Annotated in this window: 18 protein-coding genes; 8 read left to right on the plus strand and 10 right to left on the minus strand. The window is 44.8% G+C overall.

The features are described 5' to 3' along the window. Window positions 1–91: 91 nt before the first annotated feature. Window positions 92–781 carry a helix-turn-helix domain-containing protein gene (locus tag DWZ44_RS10665; protein ID WP_117467740.1) on the minus strand — a complete coding sequence of 230 codons (690 nt, stop codon included), beginning with the start codon at window positions 779–781 and terminating at the stop codon, window positions 92–94. 250 nt (window positions 782–1,031) lie between these two features. On the opposite strand from DWZ44_RS10665, the gene DWZ44_RS10670 reads away from it, so the two are divergent. The 5 genes from DWZ44_RS10670 (at window position 1,032) to DWZ44_RS10685 (ending at window position 4,683) form a co-directional block, all read left to right on the plus strand. Continuing rightward, window positions 1,032–1,361 carry a hypothetical protein gene (locus DWZ44_RS10670; protein WP_117467739.1) on the plus strand — a complete coding sequence of 110 codons (330 nt, stop codon included), beginning with the start codon at window positions 1,032–1,034 and terminating at the stop codon, window positions 1,359–1,361. Between the two features lie 64 nt (window positions 1,362–1,425). Beyond that, window positions 1,426–2,532 carry a replication initiation factor domain-containing protein gene (locus DWZ44_RS10675; RefSeq protein ID WP_173821263.1) on the plus strand — a complete coding sequence of 369 codons (1,107 nt, stop codon included), beginning with the start codon at window positions 1,426–1,428 and terminating at the stop codon, window positions 2,530–2,532. Window positions 2,533–2,599: 67 nt separating this feature from the next. Next, window positions 2,600–2,767 carry a hypothetical protein gene (locus DWZ44_RS18435; protein WP_165853158.1) on the plus strand — a complete coding sequence of 56 codons (168 nt, stop codon included), beginning with the start codon at window positions 2,600–2,602 and terminating at the stop codon, window positions 2,765–2,767. A gap of 91 nt (window positions 2,768–2,858) precedes the next feature. Further along, the gene (locus DWZ44_RS10680) at window positions 2,859–4,418 is read left to right on the plus strand and encodes a recombinase family protein (protein WP_117804833.1); all 1,560 of its coding nucleotides are present in this window, start codon (window positions 2,859–2,861) and stop codon (window positions 4,416–4,418) included. A gap of 1 nt (window position 4,419) precedes the next feature. Then, a complete protein-coding gene (locus DWZ44_RS10685) occupies window positions 4,420–4,683 on the plus strand; it encodes a hypothetical protein (protein ID WP_117804834.1) in 264 nt (87 codons plus the stop codon). A gap of 147 nt (window positions 4,684–4,830) precedes the next feature. On the opposite strand, the gene DWZ44_RS10690 is transcribed toward DWZ44_RS10685, so the two are convergent. The 3 genes from DWZ44_RS10690 to DWZ44_RS10705 form a co-directional block, all read right to left on the minus strand. Continuing rightward, window positions 4,831–5,787 (minus strand): D-2-hydroxyacid dehydrogenase, encoded by a 957-nt coding sequence (locus tag DWZ44_RS10690; protein ID WP_117804835.1) that lies wholly within the window; start codon window positions 5,785–5,787, stop codon window positions 4,831–4,833. A 175-nt stretch (window positions 5,788–5,962) separates the two neighbouring features. After that, the gene (locus tag DWZ44_RS10695) at window positions 5,963–6,748 is read right to left on the minus strand and encodes a hypothetical protein (RefSeq protein ID WP_117804836.1); all 786 of its coding nucleotides are present in this window, start codon (window positions 6,746–6,748) and stop codon (window positions 5,963–5,965) included. A 340-nt stretch (window positions 6,749–7,088) separates the two neighbouring features. Beyond that, window positions 7,089–7,787, minus strand: coding sequence for a 5'-methylthioadenosine/adenosylhomocysteine nucleosidase (locus tag DWZ44_RS10705; protein WP_117804838.1), 699 nt, complete (start codon window positions 7,785–7,787; stop codon window positions 7,089–7,091). A gap of 304 nt (window positions 7,788–8,091) precedes the next feature. On the opposite strand from DWZ44_RS10705, the gene DWZ44_RS10710 reads away from it, so the two are divergent. After that, on the plus strand, window positions 8,092–8,334 hold the full coding sequence (locus tag DWZ44_RS10710) for a TIGR03905 family TSCPD domain-containing protein (RefSeq protein ID WP_022461364.1): 243 nt from the start codon (window positions 8,092–8,094) through the stop codon (window positions 8,332–8,334). A gap of 184 nt (window positions 8,335–8,518) precedes the next feature. Here the strand turns inward: DWZ44_RS10710 and DWZ44_RS10715 are convergent, their stop codons facing one another. From DWZ44_RS10715 to DWZ44_RS10725, 3 genes are all read right to left on the minus strand, one after another. Further along, the gene (locus DWZ44_RS10715) at window positions 8,519–10,141 is read right to left on the minus strand and encodes an MBL fold metallo-hydrolase RNA specificity domain-containing protein (protein ID WP_117804839.1); all 1,623 of its coding nucleotides are present in this window, start codon (window positions 10,139–10,141) and stop codon (window positions 8,519–8,521) included. A gap of 652 nt (window positions 10,142–10,793) precedes the next feature. Continuing rightward, window positions 10,794–11,291 carry a DUF6147 family protein gene (locus DWZ44_RS10720; RefSeq protein ID WP_117509957.1) on the minus strand — a complete coding sequence of 166 codons (498 nt, stop codon included), beginning with the start codon at window positions 11,289–11,291 and terminating at the stop codon, window positions 10,794–10,796. Window positions 11,292–11,349: 58 nt separating this feature from the next. Further along, window positions 11,350–12,276, minus strand: a complete 927-nt coding sequence (locus DWZ44_RS10725) for a DUF4367 domain-containing protein (protein ID WP_158565878.1) — start codon at window positions 12,274–12,276, stop codon at window positions 11,350–11,352. A gap of 110 nt (window positions 12,277–12,386) precedes the next feature. Between DWZ44_RS10725 and DWZ44_RS10730 the strand changes: the two genes are divergently transcribed. Beyond that, window positions 12,387–13,454 (plus strand): undecaprenyldiphospho-muramoylpentapeptide beta-N-acetylglucosaminyltransferase, encoded by a 1,068-nt coding sequence (locus tag DWZ44_RS10730; RefSeq protein ID WP_055219136.1) that lies wholly within the window; start codon window positions 12,387–12,389, stop codon window positions 13,452–13,454. Window positions 13,455–13,457: 3 nt separating this feature from the next. Here the strand turns inward: DWZ44_RS10730 and DWZ44_RS10735 are convergent, their stop codons facing one another. Beyond that, complete coding sequence (locus DWZ44_RS10735; protein ID WP_158565880.1) at window positions 13,458–13,982, minus strand: RNA polymerase sigma factor; 525 nt, start codon at window positions 13,980–13,982, stop codon at window positions 13,458–13,460. Window positions 13,983–14,041: 59 nt separating this feature from the next. Next, window positions 14,042–14,458 (minus strand): HIT family protein, encoded by a 417-nt coding sequence (locus DWZ44_RS10740; protein WP_172680766.1) that lies wholly within the window; start codon window positions 14,456–14,458, stop codon window positions 14,042–14,044. A 203-nt stretch (window positions 14,459–14,661) separates the two neighbouring features. On the opposite strand from DWZ44_RS10740, the gene DWZ44_RS10745 reads away from it, so the two are divergent. Beyond that, window positions 14,662–15,345: a two-component system sensor histidine kinase NtrB gene (locus DWZ44_RS10745; RefSeq protein ID WP_158565882.1), complete on the plus strand. Its 684-nt coding sequence runs from the start codon at window positions 14,662–14,664 to the stop codon at window positions 15,343–15,345. Here DWZ44_RS10745 and DWZ44_RS10750 read toward each other — a convergent pair. Beyond that, a complete protein-coding gene (locus tag DWZ44_RS10750; protein WP_243002061.1) occupies window positions 15,320–15,994 on the minus strand; it encodes a rhomboid family intramembrane serine protease in 675 nt (224 codons plus the stop codon). The two genes, DWZ44_RS10745 and DWZ44_RS10750, sit on opposite strands and share 26 nt — an antisense overlap. Between the last annotated feature and the right edge of the window lie 305 nt (window positions 15,995–16,299).

The raw sequence follows: 16,299 nt of genomic DNA on the forward strand, positions 1-16,299 counted from the left end.
GTAGGGCAGTCCTTGACGGAACGGACACAGCCAACAGCACCATGATACAGCAGAGGACTTGTAAGGTCAGAAACCTTGCAAGTCCTCTTGTTTATTGTTGGTTGTGATATTTTAGGTATAGTGCTTCTTTTTCAATTTCTTTCTCAAATGCCTTTATATGGAATCCATATGGTTTAGTATTGATTTGAAAACAATCATCAGTTGGTGAATAGGAAAGCATGGTAACTTTCGGTTCAAACGTTTTTGTGTCAATTCCGTAATAATATATAGTAGCAGTTATCAGTACCATGTTGATACTTTCAAAATCTTTTGTAAAAATAGCGTGCCTGTCAGAGTGGAACAGGTCTGATGGACATTCGTAAAACTCGGAGCAGTCCTCTTTTAAAAACAAGGGGAGCAGGTGCATTGCATTGGAACTCCTGTCTACAAGAACATAGAAACGGGGAATCATGGCGGCATACTGGGGCATCATGGCAATATACATATCATCTAGCTTGTCAAGAAGATATTCCGAGCAGTCATTATTATAAAAGACATAAGGAAGTGCCTGTTCCTGCCCTTGTGAGCCAGTCTGCATGGGTACGTTCTCTCCGTAAAGCCACCGCAAGTCCACATCTAAAGAATCGGCAATCTGTTCCATTTTATCTGCTTTGGGATTGTACTGTCCTGAAAGATAGGAACTGAATGCTCCTTTGCTGATACCTGTATCTTTTACAATATCAATCTGTTTCTTATTTTTAGCTTTCATAGCAAATCGAATCCGTTCTGCGATGGTATTCATCTGAAAAAACCTCTCTTTCTATATCTCGTTATAACTTGTTATATCTTATCATCTAAATCCACTATACCACAGGTGCAGAAAAAAGAAAATAAAAAGTTCATAAAAAACTAAACTTTCTCTTGCGAACTGAAAATCTGTGTGCTATGATACAAATGGGTTCAGAAATAACTGAACTATATGACGTCATATCAAAGGAACTGGAAATAAAAGAAAGCTGTCCTATCGGCAGGACGGGGAGAAAGGAAGATGTATGCAGATTACATTGACAAAAGAACAGGTCAGAGAAGCCTTTGGAGAACTTCGATTTATGGGTGCAGACGCTTGTTACCATTATGATAGGGAGAACAAGAAGAAAACAGAGGAAGTGGAAGCCTTAAAACTTCATCTTGGAAGCATGAAGTTAGGAAACAGCGTGGATATTCGTCTGGAAGCAACGGAACTTCCGAAGATTGAGCCTTATGCGGTGGTAGAACTGGAAGAAGCAGTATACTCGCCTTATGTACAGAGAGGGAATTTCCCTGTGCTGGTGGAGAGGATTACCTGTAAAGGAATCCGCAGTATTTCAAGCAAACAGGTATAGGCAGTCAAAGTTCCTGTCCCCGTTCTGACGTACCAAACGGCAGGTTGGGGGCAGGGCAACGGCAATGCCGTTGCAGATAGGAGGTTTGATAAATTTGGAAGAAAGAAGCGGAAGTCTTCTTTCAGAACTCCCCTACACTAACAGGGGAGTAATACGGCAGAAAGAAGAATTAAGCGCGTTGATAGACTGGTGTCAGATAACCATTAAGGAAGTTCCATTAGAAGCAGTCATAGAAGATGTGCTGAGAATACCTTTGGAACTTATGACGGTCACAGGCTATGAAAAGGGGATTGCAGGACATGAGGTTGTAGCAATCTTCGATAATATCAAGGTGCTAAAGCCAACAGGAAACGCACAGTATCAAGGCTTTCAGATTTTAATGAGTGGGAAAGGCTGTCGCAACTATGAGATTTTTTTACAGCTCAATGAGGAAACATGGTTTGATTTCTTAAACAGAGTTTGCCAGTATCACATCAACTTTCCTCGGATTGATTTGGCGATAGATGATAGAAAACCATATTTGAGTATTCCCGATTTGATTGTAAGGACAAAAGAGGGATTGCTTTCCACAAAGTTACGGGAGATAGATTTTCACGATTCGGGAGAACTAAAAGAGGAAGTCTTTCAGAGTAAAGGTGGAAGTCTTTATCTCGGCAGTTCAGCCAGTAATTTAAGATTGGTATTTTATGAAAAAGGATATGAACAGAATAAAAAGTATGGAACGGAACTGGATGAAAATTGGAATCGATATGAATTGAGATTTCGACAGGAAATGGCAGTAAGTGTCGTACAGGAATTATTGAGATACAGAGATGTGGCAGGACTGGCAATGGAAGTATTGAACAGTAAAATACGATTTTTAGAAAAGCCGACAGACAGCATGACAACTCGAAAAAGACTTTATCCCACTTATCGCGCGTGGGCGGAACTGATGAAAGACATAGGTAAGGTGAAACTTACCATGCAACCACAGAAGAAAAGTCTGCAAAAGGTGTGGGAATGGCTGGAAAAATATGTTGCACCATCTTTAAAGCTGTTTGCAGAGGTGGGAAAGATAGAGCAGAGAGATTATATTGGGAATCTCATAGCAAATGGAGAAATGAATATCACACAGAAGCAGTTGTATGAGGACTACTTAAAATCCTTAAAGTTAAGTGAAAAGAGAAGTTAAGGTAAAAGGGAATAATCGTTCAGACTGGACATATAAATGCAGAAAGGACTTTTAGGAGTGAACATATTTGAAAAAGACGAAACTGAATATACGTTTTCATAATCCGAATACGGAGGAAGAAACCGTTCAGTACATAGCAAAGATTTTCGTAGCAGTAGGTGTCCAAAGATTAGAAAAAGAAGTAGAAAGTGCTATACAGAAGAAAGAGTATGAAGAAGTAATGAAAATAGTATAGTAAGTTGCAAATTCATCTTGAGAAACAGAAGTGACTATGATAAGATAAAGAAGTAACAGAAAGATGATTAGTAAATAGGTAGGTGTTGGAGATGAATATAGCCGCTTATTGTAGAGTATCAACAGATAAATCAGACCAGTTAAATAGTTTAGAAGCACAGAAAAAGTTTTTTGCAGAGTTTACAGAGCGTAATGGACATAATCTTGTAAGACTATATGCAGATGAGGGTATTTCGGGAACAAAGATTAAAAATCGAAAAGAATTTCAAAAACTCATGCGTGACGCAAAGCAGGGGTTATTTGATATGGTTGTTGTAAAGGATATTTCAAGATTTGCCCGTAATACCGTTGATTTCTTACAAAGTATTCGTGCATTGAAAGCACTAGGAATTGAAACAACATTTTTAACAGCGAATATGACAGTATTGGGGAACTCGGAATTTGTTCTAACCATTTTCGGAGCTTTGGCACAGGAAGAAAGTGCAAACACTTCTAAACGTGTGAAATTCGGAAAGAAAATGAACGCAGAAAAAGGACGAGTTCCTAATATTGTTTATGGGTATGATAAAACGATTGGAGATTATTTCAATCTTGAAATAAATAAAGAAGAAGCTAGAAATGTAAGGCAGATTTACAAATGGTATATTGACGAGGGATATGGTGCGGCTAAAATCGCAAATATGTTGAATGAACAAGGGATAAAAACAAAACGTAATTGTGCGTGGAGTCAAAATGCGATTTGCCGTATTCTTACAAATGAACTCTATACGGGAAAAATCATCAATGGAAAAGAGGAAGTTGAGGACTTTCTGACTGGGGTAAGAACCACAAAAGAAGAAAGCGAGTGGCTGATTACGGACAAGCCGGAACTTAGAATCATTGAACCGGAGATATTTGATAAGGCACAAGAAGTATTAAAAAGCAGGCATAAGGCATTTAAACTAAATAAAGAACGACAGAGTAACAAATATATTTTTAGTACCTTAATTAAGTGTAAAGAATGTGGCTGGTCTTTTAGAAGAACAGTCAGAACCTATAAAAATACTTATATTCGTTGGGTTTGTTCGGGACATAACGGAAAAGGGGTAGATAATTGCCCGAATGCAGTCACGATAGATGAAGCGGAACTCATACAGGCATTAGATGAATATTTTAAAGAGATTTTAAAGGATAAGAAGAATATCATAAATCGTATTGTAAAAGAGTTTAATCGGATATATAAGAAAAAGGAAGATAATGAACAATACGAAAATGAACTAATGACAGAACTTGCAAAGTTGAAAAAGACAAGAGAAAAGTATATGGATATGTACACAGATGATTTAATCAGCCGTGAGGAACTGAATGAAAAAATCGGAGGTATGAAGAAAAAGATTGAGAAACTGGAAAACGAGTTAAAACTGGTAGAGTATAATCTGAATAAGGGCGACCAGTTGGAAGAAATCGTACAGCATACGTTCAAAAACATTGAGGGCATTACTTCAGTTGCAGATATGACAAATGAGCAGTTGAAACAGATTATACAGAAGATTGAAGTAGATAAAGAGGGGAATGTGGACATTTACCTTAGAATATTTGGTGATTTAGGTTTAGATGATAGCGTTCTAATTAGTTACGACCATACACTTTGTACTTTTCAGGAGGATTTTTAATATGTTTCAGATGTGGGGAAAATTAGTGGAAAACAATCATATTCTTCAGGATCTTACCGTCTGCATCGACGATGAGGATACCAGAACGCACAAGGTCTTCCGTGCGCTCGATGAAATCTGTGATGCCTGGAATCTGGCGAAGCCGATCTGGCTCGATACGAATATTTCGGAGTTTAAACGGAGATCGAAAACGCAGTTCACACAGGATAATTTTATTGAATCGCTGGAGTTTGATTATCTGGAAATTCAGATTACAGAGGAATAATGTTCTCTCGTTTTTGCAGCGAATAAAGCAAATGTAAAAGCCGGGCATCCGGCGGAACTTGGGAGCGGCTGTTCTTACAGCCCCCTCTGCGGTTCCGTCGGATGTCCGGCTCTTTTTATGTATTTTGTCCCTGGCTTTGTATCCCTTTTATACCACGCGGTTTTCCATGCCGCCTTCCAGGTACGAAGCAATATTTTTCTGCACCAGTCCGATCAGGCGCGTGCGGGCTTCCTTCGATGCCCAGGCGATGTGCGGCGTGATGTACAGGCGGTCGTCGTCCGCCATTTTCAGCAACGGACTGTCACTGCGGATCGGCTCGCTGGAAAGTACATCGAGCGCTGCTCCGGCGATCAGGCCTTCGCGCAGGGCACAGCAGAGGTCACGCTCATTCACGATCGAGCCGCGGCCGACGTTGATCAGAATTGCGTTCCGCTTCATGTTGGCAAACGTTTCGATATTCATCAGGTTCTCGGTCGCCTCATTTAACGGGGCGTGGATGGAAACCACATCAGAATCCTTCAGCAGACGATAGAGATCGACCCGCTCGTAGTCCGGATCGTCGTGTGCACCAGAGGTGGAGTAATAGATCACACGGCAGCCGAATGCCTGTGCAATCGAAGCCACTTTTCTGCCGATCGCGCCAAGGCCGATGATGCCCCACGTCTTGCCCTCCAGCTCGGTGAACGGTCTGTCCATGCAGGTGAAAAGGCTGCTGGCGGCGTAGCTGCCGTTTTTTACGTAATCATCGTAATAACGGAGTTTTTCTGCCAGATAGAAGTACATCGCAAAGGTGTGCTGGGCCACGCTGACGGTGGAATAGCCGGCGACGTTCGTCACGGCGATGTTGTGGCGCTTCACATAATCGAGATCGATGTTGTTGATGCCGGTCGCGGTGACGCAGATCAGTTTCAGGTTCTCCGCACCGGACAGGGTGCGGCTGCACATGCGCACCTTGTTGCAGATGACAATATCCGCCTCCCACACACGCTCCGGGCATTCCTCCTCCGTTGTTTTTTCATATACTGTCACTTCTCCAAAACGGGAAAAGCCGGACAGATCCATGTCCTTTCCCAGTGACTCTGCCTCAAGAATTACAAGTCTCATGTTGGTTCCTCCTTTTGCAGATGATGATTCTGCTTTATCCGGGAAAGCAGTGCCGCCTGTCTGTTTTGAAAGACGGCACTGCCTGAAATATTTTTATCTTAGATACCTGCGGACTGCCGATTCGGAAATATGGTCATGTCGATATGCCATGCTCCCCGGCCTGATCCCCTGGTATTTACACGTATTCGCTGATAATCTCCCTCATCAGCTTCTCTTCCTCGGGCGTCAGCATTCCGGCAAACCTGCTCTCGGCCGCGGCGGTCTGGCGGATGCCCTCCCTGACTTTCGAAATCCTCGCTTCTTTTTCCGGATCTGCGAACAGTTCATTCCTCTCTTTGGCGGACTCGCTTCCCGCAGTCTGCGCTTTTGCTTTCGCCGCTCCGGTTCCTGCCTGTGCCATGGTTTCCGCCTGCACCGGCTGCCGTTCGGTCTGCTGTACGGTTTCCAGCACCGCACTCTGTTTCGTCGCTGCAAACTCATTTTCCAGATAGTCTGTCCAGCCGTTCAGCAGAATTTCCTCTTTTCCGCCGAAATCCAGACAGAGCCGGAAAAAGACAAGGCATCCGGCGAGCGCGGTGCCCGTTCCGAGGTAGCGCATCAGCTCCGCCTCTCCATAACGGTATCGGTAGATCGCCCACAGCGAAAGAATCGACAGCGCCAGAACCGTGAGGATCATATTCTGGCTTCCGCGCAGAAGCGTCGGGACTGCCATTCCCGCTGACCTGCCCTGTGCAATCTGGCTGCGCATAAACGCCCCGGCATTCGAAAAGGGATGCGCTTTTCTCTGACACGTTTCCAGCACCGACCTGGTCCATTTCGACTTTGGTTCCTTCAGCCTTCCGAGATCGCGGATGGCCCGGGTGTAGAAACGGTTATTCCAGAACAGGCACCACACACCGGCGATTCCTGCTGCTATCATTGCGTATAAGAACACATTTTGTTTCACACAAAACTCCAGCATTCTTATTCCCCCTGATGATTTTTGAATTTGCCTGTCATGATCATATGCCGGTGCTTCCGTTGCGGTGCATCGGCGGATGCCGCGGCAGAATTTGCGCGCACAGGATTCTTCCGCTGGCATATCGGACAGAAGGACGTCTCCTCCTCCGATGTGCCACAGTATAGCACCGCCGGAAAAATTTGGAAACAAAAAACGTTCGTCAAATTCTTTGTGATTCTGTGCTTTTTCACGTGAATTTTTATTTTTCGTTCCTTCAGGGGACTGCTTTCGTGCCGGTTCGCGTGGTTTCGCTGGTTTTCGCCTGCCCGTTTGTCGATTTTTTCTTCTTGCTTTTTTTAGATTACAGGCGTTTTACCATTTCCTGCAGCAGGTTGACACAGTGGCGGGCTGCCTCACTCTCAAAGGTCGGATAGTCCATCGTTGCGCTGTCGTCTGCTTTGTCGGAGATGGCGCGGAGTACGACGTATGGAATCTTGTTCAGATAAGCGCCCTGCGCAATCGCAGCGCCCTCCATCTCGGCGCAGGAACCGTTGAATTCTTCGATCAGACGGTTTTTCACTTCTTTGCTGGAAATAAACTGGTCACCGCTGACCACGCGTCCGCGGAATACCTGGATTTCCGGATTGACTTCCTTGCAGACTTCCTCTGCCACCTCTGCGAGGTGCTCGTCTGCCTGGAAGCTTAAAACACCCATCTGCGGAATCTCGCCGAGCGGGTATCCGAAGATGCGCACATCCATGTCATGCTGAACAGCATCGGTCGAGATGACGATATCGCCGATGTTGATTTCATTCCGCAGGGAGCCTGCAATTCCGGTGTTGATGACACAGTCCACGCCGTAATCATCTACAAGAATCTGGGTGCAGATACCGGCATTTACTTTGCCGATTCCGCTACGCACAACAACCACTTCTTTTCCGTTCAGGTAACCGTGGTTGAACTCCATGGATGCTTTCGTGCGGATTGTAACATCCGTCATCATTTCCTTTAAGCTTGCAACTTCAACTTCCATTGCACCGATAATTCCGATTAACTTCATGTTTATGATATCCTCCAATAACTTTACATGTACTCCCCGATTCTTTCTGTTCTTGCTTTTATGAAATCATTTTTGTCAGCGGTCAGCTGCTAAAGTAAGAACGGAAAACTCCGGGAGTCCATTTTCTTTTCCTTCTGGTTTCTTTGTAATTCCTGTTACAGTATACAATAAATTTTGGATCTGTGGTATCTTTTTTCTTTGCTGTTTTCGTAATCTATGGTATAATAGCAGGAACCGAAGAATTATCGTGGCTGAAGTTCACGATAATGTTCTAATTTTTTATTCACAAAGGAGGATCTTATCGATGGAATATACAACAAAAGGTACCTGTTCCAGAAAAATTCTGTTTGAGGTAGAAGACGGTAAAGTACACAACGTACAGTTCGTAGGCGGATGCAACGGAAACACACAGGGTGTTGCAAGACTCGTTGAGGGCATGGACGTAAACGAAGCCATCTCCCGCATGAAAGGCATCGACTGCAACGGACGCGGAACATCATGTCCAGACCAGCTTGCAAAAGCACTGGAACAGGCTATCCAGAAATAACTTTTTTTACGCTTGCTCTTTTTTATTATAATAACTCCCCGGGGAATGCTCACCCCGGGGAGTTTGTAATTTATCCACTTCTGTTTTTTCTTTTCTGATGCAGCACAGCTTCCCTGCCGCCTGCTTTCTTCCGGTTTTTCTTCTATATTAATAGCACAGTCTTTCTTCCAGCCACCGGACTGCTTTATCTGTCCCATTTGTCGCAGAGACTGTTGATCTGATCGGCAAATTTCGAAAGGTCTTTGTTAGCACCGCCTTTGTTTCTTGTAATGACGGTGAGCAGCCGCTGACCAGCCGCAACGAGACGATCGAAGACGGCATTTCCGCTGCTTCTCGTGCGCAGTGTTCCTGCGTTTGCCGTTGTTTCCTTCTGGATCGGAATGCCAACGGTTTTTTCGATGAATTCATTTTCTTTCAGGTCAAATACCGTGCCGGAGAACGGAGCCATCGCCGGGTAGCGGAATTCGTCCCACAGTTTTTCTGCAAAAATTTCCGTCACTTTATCTTCGCCGTGCGTTACGAAAACGCGGTCCGGTTTTGCCTGCAGACTGCCCGCCCATTTGAGCAGTCCTTCCTGATCTGCGTGGCCGCTCATGCCCGGAAACTGGATGATGTGCGCGTTCACATGAACCTCTTCCTGGAACAGTTTCACCTTCTTCGCGCCTCCGATCAGCGCCCGTCCCAGTGTACCGACGGCCTGATAGCCGACGAAGAGAACCGTGCTCTCCTGCCGCCAGAGGTTGTGCTTCAGATGATGCTTGATTCGTCCTGCATCGCACATGCCGCTCGCGGATATGATGACCTTCGGGGTTTCGTTGAAGTTGATGGCTTTCGACTCATCGGATGTAATCGAGAGCTTTAAGCCCGGAAACAGAATCGGATTAATGCCCTGCGCAAGGAGCGCAGCTGCATCGGAATCGTAGCACTCTTTCTGATGATCGCGGAAAATATTGGTTGCCTCAACGGCAAGCGGACTGTCCACGTAAACCGGGAATTCGCCGTGGCCGTGAACCAGATGTTCTGCCTTAATTTCACGAATAAAGTACAGCATCTCCTGCGTTCTTCCAACAGCAAACGACGGGATCACGAGGTTGCCGCCGCGGTCGAGCGTTTCCTGAATGATTTTTGCCAGCTCCGGTACATAATCCGGTTTCGGACCGTGGCTCCGGTCACCGTAGGTGGATTCCATAATCACGTAATCAGCGCTCTCTGGGTACTCCGGGTCGTTGATCAGCGGCTGATGGATATTTCCGATATCGCCGGAGAAGAGCAGTTTTTTCGTCACACCGTCCTCTGTCAGCCACAGCTCAATGGATGCGGAGCCGAGCAGATGACCGGCATCGAGGAAACGGATCTGAATGCCGTCCGATAGTGTCACACGCTGATGATACGGAATGCCCTCCAGTAAGCGGATCACGCCGAGGGCGTCCTCCATTGTGTACGGCGTGACGTAATCTTCTTTTCCCGCCCGGCGGTTTTTGCGGTTCCGCCACTCGGCCTCGGCGAGCTGAATGTGTGCGCTATCGCGGAGCATGATGTCCGAAAGCGCTACCGTCGCCGGGGTCATATAGATTGGACCGCGGAAGCCGTGCGCATACAGCAGCGGCAGATTTCCGGTGTGATCGATGTGCGCGTGCGTGATCAATACAAAATCAAGCTGGGATGCCGGGACCGGAATCGGCTTGTTTTCATAAATATTCGGTCCCTGCTCCATACCGCAGTCCACTAAAAACTTCTTTCCGGCAGCCTCCAGATAATAACAACTGCCCGTCACTTCATGTGTTGCTCCAAGAAATGTAAGACGCATAAGATGCCTCCTGTTCTCCCGTGTTTGTTCGGGGACAAAATGTTGTCACTGCGGGTCAAAACACGCGTTATACGTTTGGCCCGTTATCGCGGCCAGCAGTCGTCAAGTTCCCATGCCAGCATGGTCTTTGACGCGTTGTCCGCGAAAATAATCTGAAATTCCTTTTGTATTTTATGCTTATTCTCTCTTTTTTGATTATTATAGCATAATATCTGGCAGATTCCAACGGAATTTTAAGGCAGATTGCACAACAATCTTGATATTTTTGTTCAATTATGGGCATCGGCCGCCGGAAGTGCATAGAAAAGAGGCACCGGTATTCCTGCAGTAATACCGATGCCTCACTTATCGGGGCCAGCCGATGTTCCGTATGATCACTCACACGCTGAACATAGTAACACATGATGACTCAGATCTGTGTTGTGGTTGGAAAAAGGAATTTCGACGCGTTGAAAATCCTGAAAGATCTGCGTTTTCGTCTTAATATATTCATTGTTATAAGGTTTCTATAGGGGACTGGCCCCGGGATTTTTAAGGGGTGAGGGAGTTGCAAATTGCTGGGTTAAAAATCATTTCCGTTCATTTATGCTACTCTCTTGTGCTTGTATACATGATATTTCTTTTACTCGTTTTACTAATTTAAAAATAATGATTATCCAATGTAAATACCATCTGTTACACTACCACCATTTTCAGTAACACCGCTCTTGGTACAAGAATGGTATCCTCTTAATCGATAGTAATAACCTTTTTCCACCTTAACTTCTTTACTCATATACAACGATGCTTCATTGTAATCTACATTTTCCCATTTTTTGTAACTATAAAAATTTCCGTCACCGCTTGAACGCTCTAAATAGACATTTAATTTTATGGTATTACAAAGAACATTGCATTCTGTTCCTCCAGCTATCCCAACATATCCATTTCCATTATTTGTGATTCTCACAAATCCTTGATGTAAATATGTACTTCTTGCCACACTCTGGTAATTTCCAAATGCTTCTGTTTCATTCGTCAAGACAGATCCATCTACTGTATTACCTAAGTTATCTAACGGTGCTGCCTGCGCACTTACTGTGCTTAAAGCAATTGATAAAGCGAGCATTGCACAAAAGAGTAAGTTTTTCAAATTAATAACCTTTTTCATACTTCCTCTTTCCCCTCGTCTTCATCTACATTATATATACGTACAATACTTCAACTAATTACAAGTTATACTGCATTTCACTTAAAATCTTCATCAACTCTTCTTTTTCTATTTGACCACTTAATTGATAATACGAATCTTTATATTTCCATTTTGCATAATAATTTTCTTCATTATTTTCGGACACGCTTCCCATTTCAACATCAATTACATCATCAAGCGTTTCTATTTGAACTTTTTCTTTATCTTTCCAATCACCTTGTGATAATTCTTTTTCATTCGCTGCCAAATGAAAATACACAAAATGGTCATTATATTGATATCGAATTATAGCCATTTGTGCTTCTTCCAATATTTGTACCTTATCATATTTCATTCCTGTTGGTATATAGTAAAATTCTGGCACTGCAATATGCAATATTTGACTTATTTTTTTTGTTTCTTCATCTAATTCACCTGATGAATATTCTCGATCCTCACCATTATTTGTTTTTACCACATCACCCGAATTCCGAACCCCACCAATCGTCTCCACCAACCGAATCCGATTCGCCTCGCTCGTCATACTCGCCCCAAAAACGCACGCTCCCACAACCAACACAACACCAGCCGCCTTTGCCGTCCGTACCCAGTGTTTTGTTGTTTTCGCTCTCTTCGCAATCTTCTTCTGTCTCTCCGCCTGCTTTTCGCGTTCTGCCTTTCTCTCCACGATCTGGCGGCGGATCTCCAGTGTTTTTTCTGTCGGGTTGCCTTCCGCGTCCGCGAGTCCTTCCTTCTGGAGGCGCTGCTGGAAGCGCTCGTACATTGCGTTCAGTTCTTCCTCTGAAAGCGCAGGCGCAGCCTCCTGTTCTGTTGCTGTGTTTCCTTCCTCTGCCTTTACAACTGCCGATTCCCCTTCCACCGTTTTCGAATCCGCAGCCATTTTTTCTTCCGTCGTCTGCTCCAGTTTCTTTTTCAGCTGTTCTTCTTTTTCTATCTTTTTCATCTTCTTCCGTTCCTCGGCATTTTCCATGTTGTAACCGCTCTTGACTTTTTTTCTTCTTGAGGGGATAATAAAAGCCAAATGATATTATCAAATTCCAGGGAGGAATTCTCATGAAGCATATTGTTCTGACAGGCGGAGGTACCGCCGGCCATGTTACCCCGAATATTGCCCTGATTCCAAAATTAAAGGAAGCAGGTTATAAAATCTCTTATATCGGTTCCTACGACGGTATGGAGCGCAAGCTGATCGAAGATCTCGGCATTCCGTATTACGGAATTTCATCCGGAAAGCTGCGCCGCTACTTCGATCCGAAAAACTTTTCCGATCCATTCCGCGTCGTAAAAGGCTACTTTGAAGCAAAAAAACTGCTCAAAAAGCTGAAACCAAACGTTGTCTTCTCCAAAGGCGGCTTCGTTTCGGTACCGGTTGTCCTTGCCGCCAAAGCATGTAAAGTCCCGGCGCTCATCCATGAATCAGATATGACGCCTGGCCTGGCAAATAAGCTGTGTATTCCGTCCGCTGCAAAGGTCTGCTGTAATTTCCCGGAAACCGTCAAATGTCTCCCGGAAAACAAAGCCGTTCTGACCGGAACGCCAATCCGCCAGGAACTGCTGTCCGGCGATGCACGGGAAGGCCTGAAGTTCTGCGGATTCAATGCCGCAAAACCGGTTATTCTCGTCATCGGAGGAAGCCTCGGTTCCGTCGCTGTCAATCATGCGGTCCGTTCTATTTTACCAGAACTTCTGAAAGATTTCCAGGTGATTCATCTCTGCGGTAAAGATAAACTGGATGCATCCTTAAATGGTACCGAAGGTTACGTTCAGTTCGAGTACATCAAAGATGAGCTCCCGGATCTCTTCGCCGCAGCAGATCTGATCATCTCCCGCGCCGGCGCAAATGCGATCTGCGAAATCAGTGCTCTGGCAAAACCAAACATTCTGATTCCGCTTTCTGCCAATGCCAGCCGCGGAGACCAGATTTTAAATGCGCGTTCCTTTGAGCGTCAGGGTTACAGTAAAGTTCTGGAAGAAGAATCCGTGAATGCGCAGACTCTTCAGTCCGCAATCCGTGAGGTTTACGAAAACCGTCAGACCTACATCAATGCGATGAAGAAGAGCAGCCACACCGATTCCATCGGCCGCATCCTTTCCCTGATCCAGGAATGCGAACGCAAATAGTAACTACAGAAATCCCCTTTCTCTGGCTTTGTCAGCAAAGTGCTGGCAAAGCCATTTTTTCGTCCGGGTCATTTTCACCCGCAGATTTCCTATGGTGATACCCATTTCGGATGCTACTTCCTTTTCCGAACGCTCATGCACCTTGATTTCACGCGTAATATAATAACCCGATTCATCATGATCTTTCAGTGCATCCATCACTTCCTGAAAAAAATGATTTCTCTCCTGCTTTTCTTCCTCTGCAAGCGTCGGAAGTTCCATCTCTTCCGCCCGAAGATCCTCATCCAGTTCGTTCCAGTCAAAACGTTGTGCTTTTCTTTGATAATCAATTCCCAGATTCTTTGCAGCGACACGGACCCAGCCTTCTACTCTGTCTTCATCCAGCGCATCAATATTCAGGTACAGTTTCACCATCGTTTCCTGTGCGATATCATCCGCATCGGCTTCATTGTGTACCACCTGCATTGCGGCTGAATAGGCTGTCATTACATACTTTTTATATATTTCTGAAAAGTTATTTTTGTCCATTGTTCTCCGCCCCTGTTCGTCTGTCATTGATTCTTTTTCTGGCTGCTGCCAGCCTTTTCTCAGGCTTTCAGCTCTGCCGTCACGCTCTCAATGATCTGCTCTTTTACCGCATCCTCGAGAGTTCCCTGCTTCCATGCAGCAATACCGGCATTGTCACCTTCATATCTTGGAATCAGATGCATATGGAAGTGGAATACCGTCTGTCCTGCTGCCTCACCATTGTTCTGTACCAGATTGAAGCCATCGGAATGAAGCGCTTTCGTCATGGCCGTCGCCATTTTTTTGCCGAGAATCATTGCTTTCGCTGCGGTTTCATCCGGAATTTCATAAATGTTTGCAAAATGCTGTTTTGGAAGAATCAGCGCATGTCCTTTCGTTGCCGGTCCCTGATCCAGAATGACACGGAACTCATCGTCCTCATACAGTGTCGCGGTTGGAATTTCTCCGTTTGCTAATTTACAAAAAATACAATCCATGATCTTTTTCTCCTTTACTTTTTTTAATTTTTCTGTTGTTCAGAATCCCGTTCTGCACGGTTCCGAACAACTCTATTTTCTCACTATTTGTCGAAAAATGTCAAATAATGCAGAACGCTTTTTGTTGCGCGCTCCCCCTTTTCAATGCTAAACTTTTGCCTAATCAAAAATCATTACCTACGCATCATAAGGAGGATACGGCTATGTCAAAAGAACCAACAACCAATTCACAGGGCTTATCGGAAGAATGTCACGCTATGATTTCCCGGATTTCACATGAGGTTCGAAATCCTGTTGCGGTTATCCACAGCTTTCATCAGCTTCTTCTTTTAGCGCATCCGGAGCTTTCCAACGATCTCTATTTTCAGAAAATCCAGGAAAATATGGCTTTTCTGAACTCCCTGCTCAATGAGCTCTCCTGCTATAATCATTCATATCGGGCGGTACGCGCTTACGTGAATCCTTATCTTCTGCTCCAGAATCTCTGTGCCGATACCGGCGTTCTCCTCGAAAAACAACAGGTTTCCATTGAACTTGTCAAGGAATCTGCCATTCCGCGCTTTGCCCTTGATACCACGCAATTTCGTCAGCTTTTTCTGAACCTGATCCGAAATGCGGCGGAAGCAATGCCTTCCGGCGGAACGATCAAAATCTCTCTCTGTTTCGACGGTGACTTTCTGACCATCCGTGTGCAGGACACTGGCTGCGGAATCCCCGCCGAGGATCTGCCGACTCTCTTTGACCTTTTTGTCACACATAAGAAAAACGGAACCGGCCTTGGACTTGCCATCTGCAAGGAAATTGTAACTGCACACGACGGCACGATTTCCGTTTCTTCCGTGCCCGGGGAAGGAAGCACCTTTACGGTCGTTTTCCCCTTTTCCTGATCCTTGCCATTCCCGGATAGAGAACCGCCATCAGGACTGCACCTGCCAAAAAACCGCCGATGTGTGCGAAGTTGTCCACATTTGAAGACTGGAATCCGACCAGCAGCGAAAGGACAGCCATGACGGCCATCCGCCGGAAGGTGAGATCCTCCAGCCTTCCTTTCCGAAATGCCAGAAGAACAAGCATCGCTCCGACTGCAGAAAAAATCGCTCCCGAAGCGCCGGCGGAAACTGCCGGTGCTTCCCCTGTTTTCATCAGGAACAGTTCATGCAGATACGAGCACAGATTTCCGACGAGTCCGCCGCCCATATAGATGACCAGATAACGGATCTTTCCAGCTGCGCGTTCCAGGTAATCCCCAAGGAACAAAAGAAGCAGCATGTTGTTGATCAGATGCTGGATGCCAAAGTGAAGAAACATACTCGTAAACAGGCGATAGTATTCTCCGCTCTCAATCAGCGGCGCATACGCCGCACCGCAGTCCATCATATGTCTGGAGCTCTCTGTCCCTCCGGTCAGTGTGACTGCAAGGAATACCAGAATATTGCATACAACGATGACCAGATTGATGCTGTTTTTTGACCTCTTCCACATACGGTCCACGATATCTTCGTTCGGATCGTAACTGTTTTTCCTTTGTTCTTCCATTACATCATTTCCTTATCTGTGCTATTTTTTTATTATAATTTAATTCACTTGTAAATGCAAGAAATCGTCAAATTTTTTTCTTTTTTGATAAACGTTTTTCGACAATTATTGACGCTTCACGACGGCTTTCGACGTTTTATGACATTATTTTTTACATTATTTCTTTTTTTAATTTTATGCATAATTTTCTTTTCTATAATATTTTTGTTTCATTCGCATAACTTTTTTCTTTGATCATTCTGCCATATTAAAAATAACGCATCCAGCGCTTTCTCCAAATCGAAAAAGTGTAATGCGTCATTTTT

The sequence above is a fragment of the Blautia sp. AF32-4BH genome (assembly GCF_003460565.1).
In the GTDB taxonomy this organism is placed as follows: domain Bacteria; phylum Bacillota; class Clostridia; order Lachnospirales; family Lachnospiraceae; genus Fusicatenibacter; species Fusicatenibacter saccharivorans.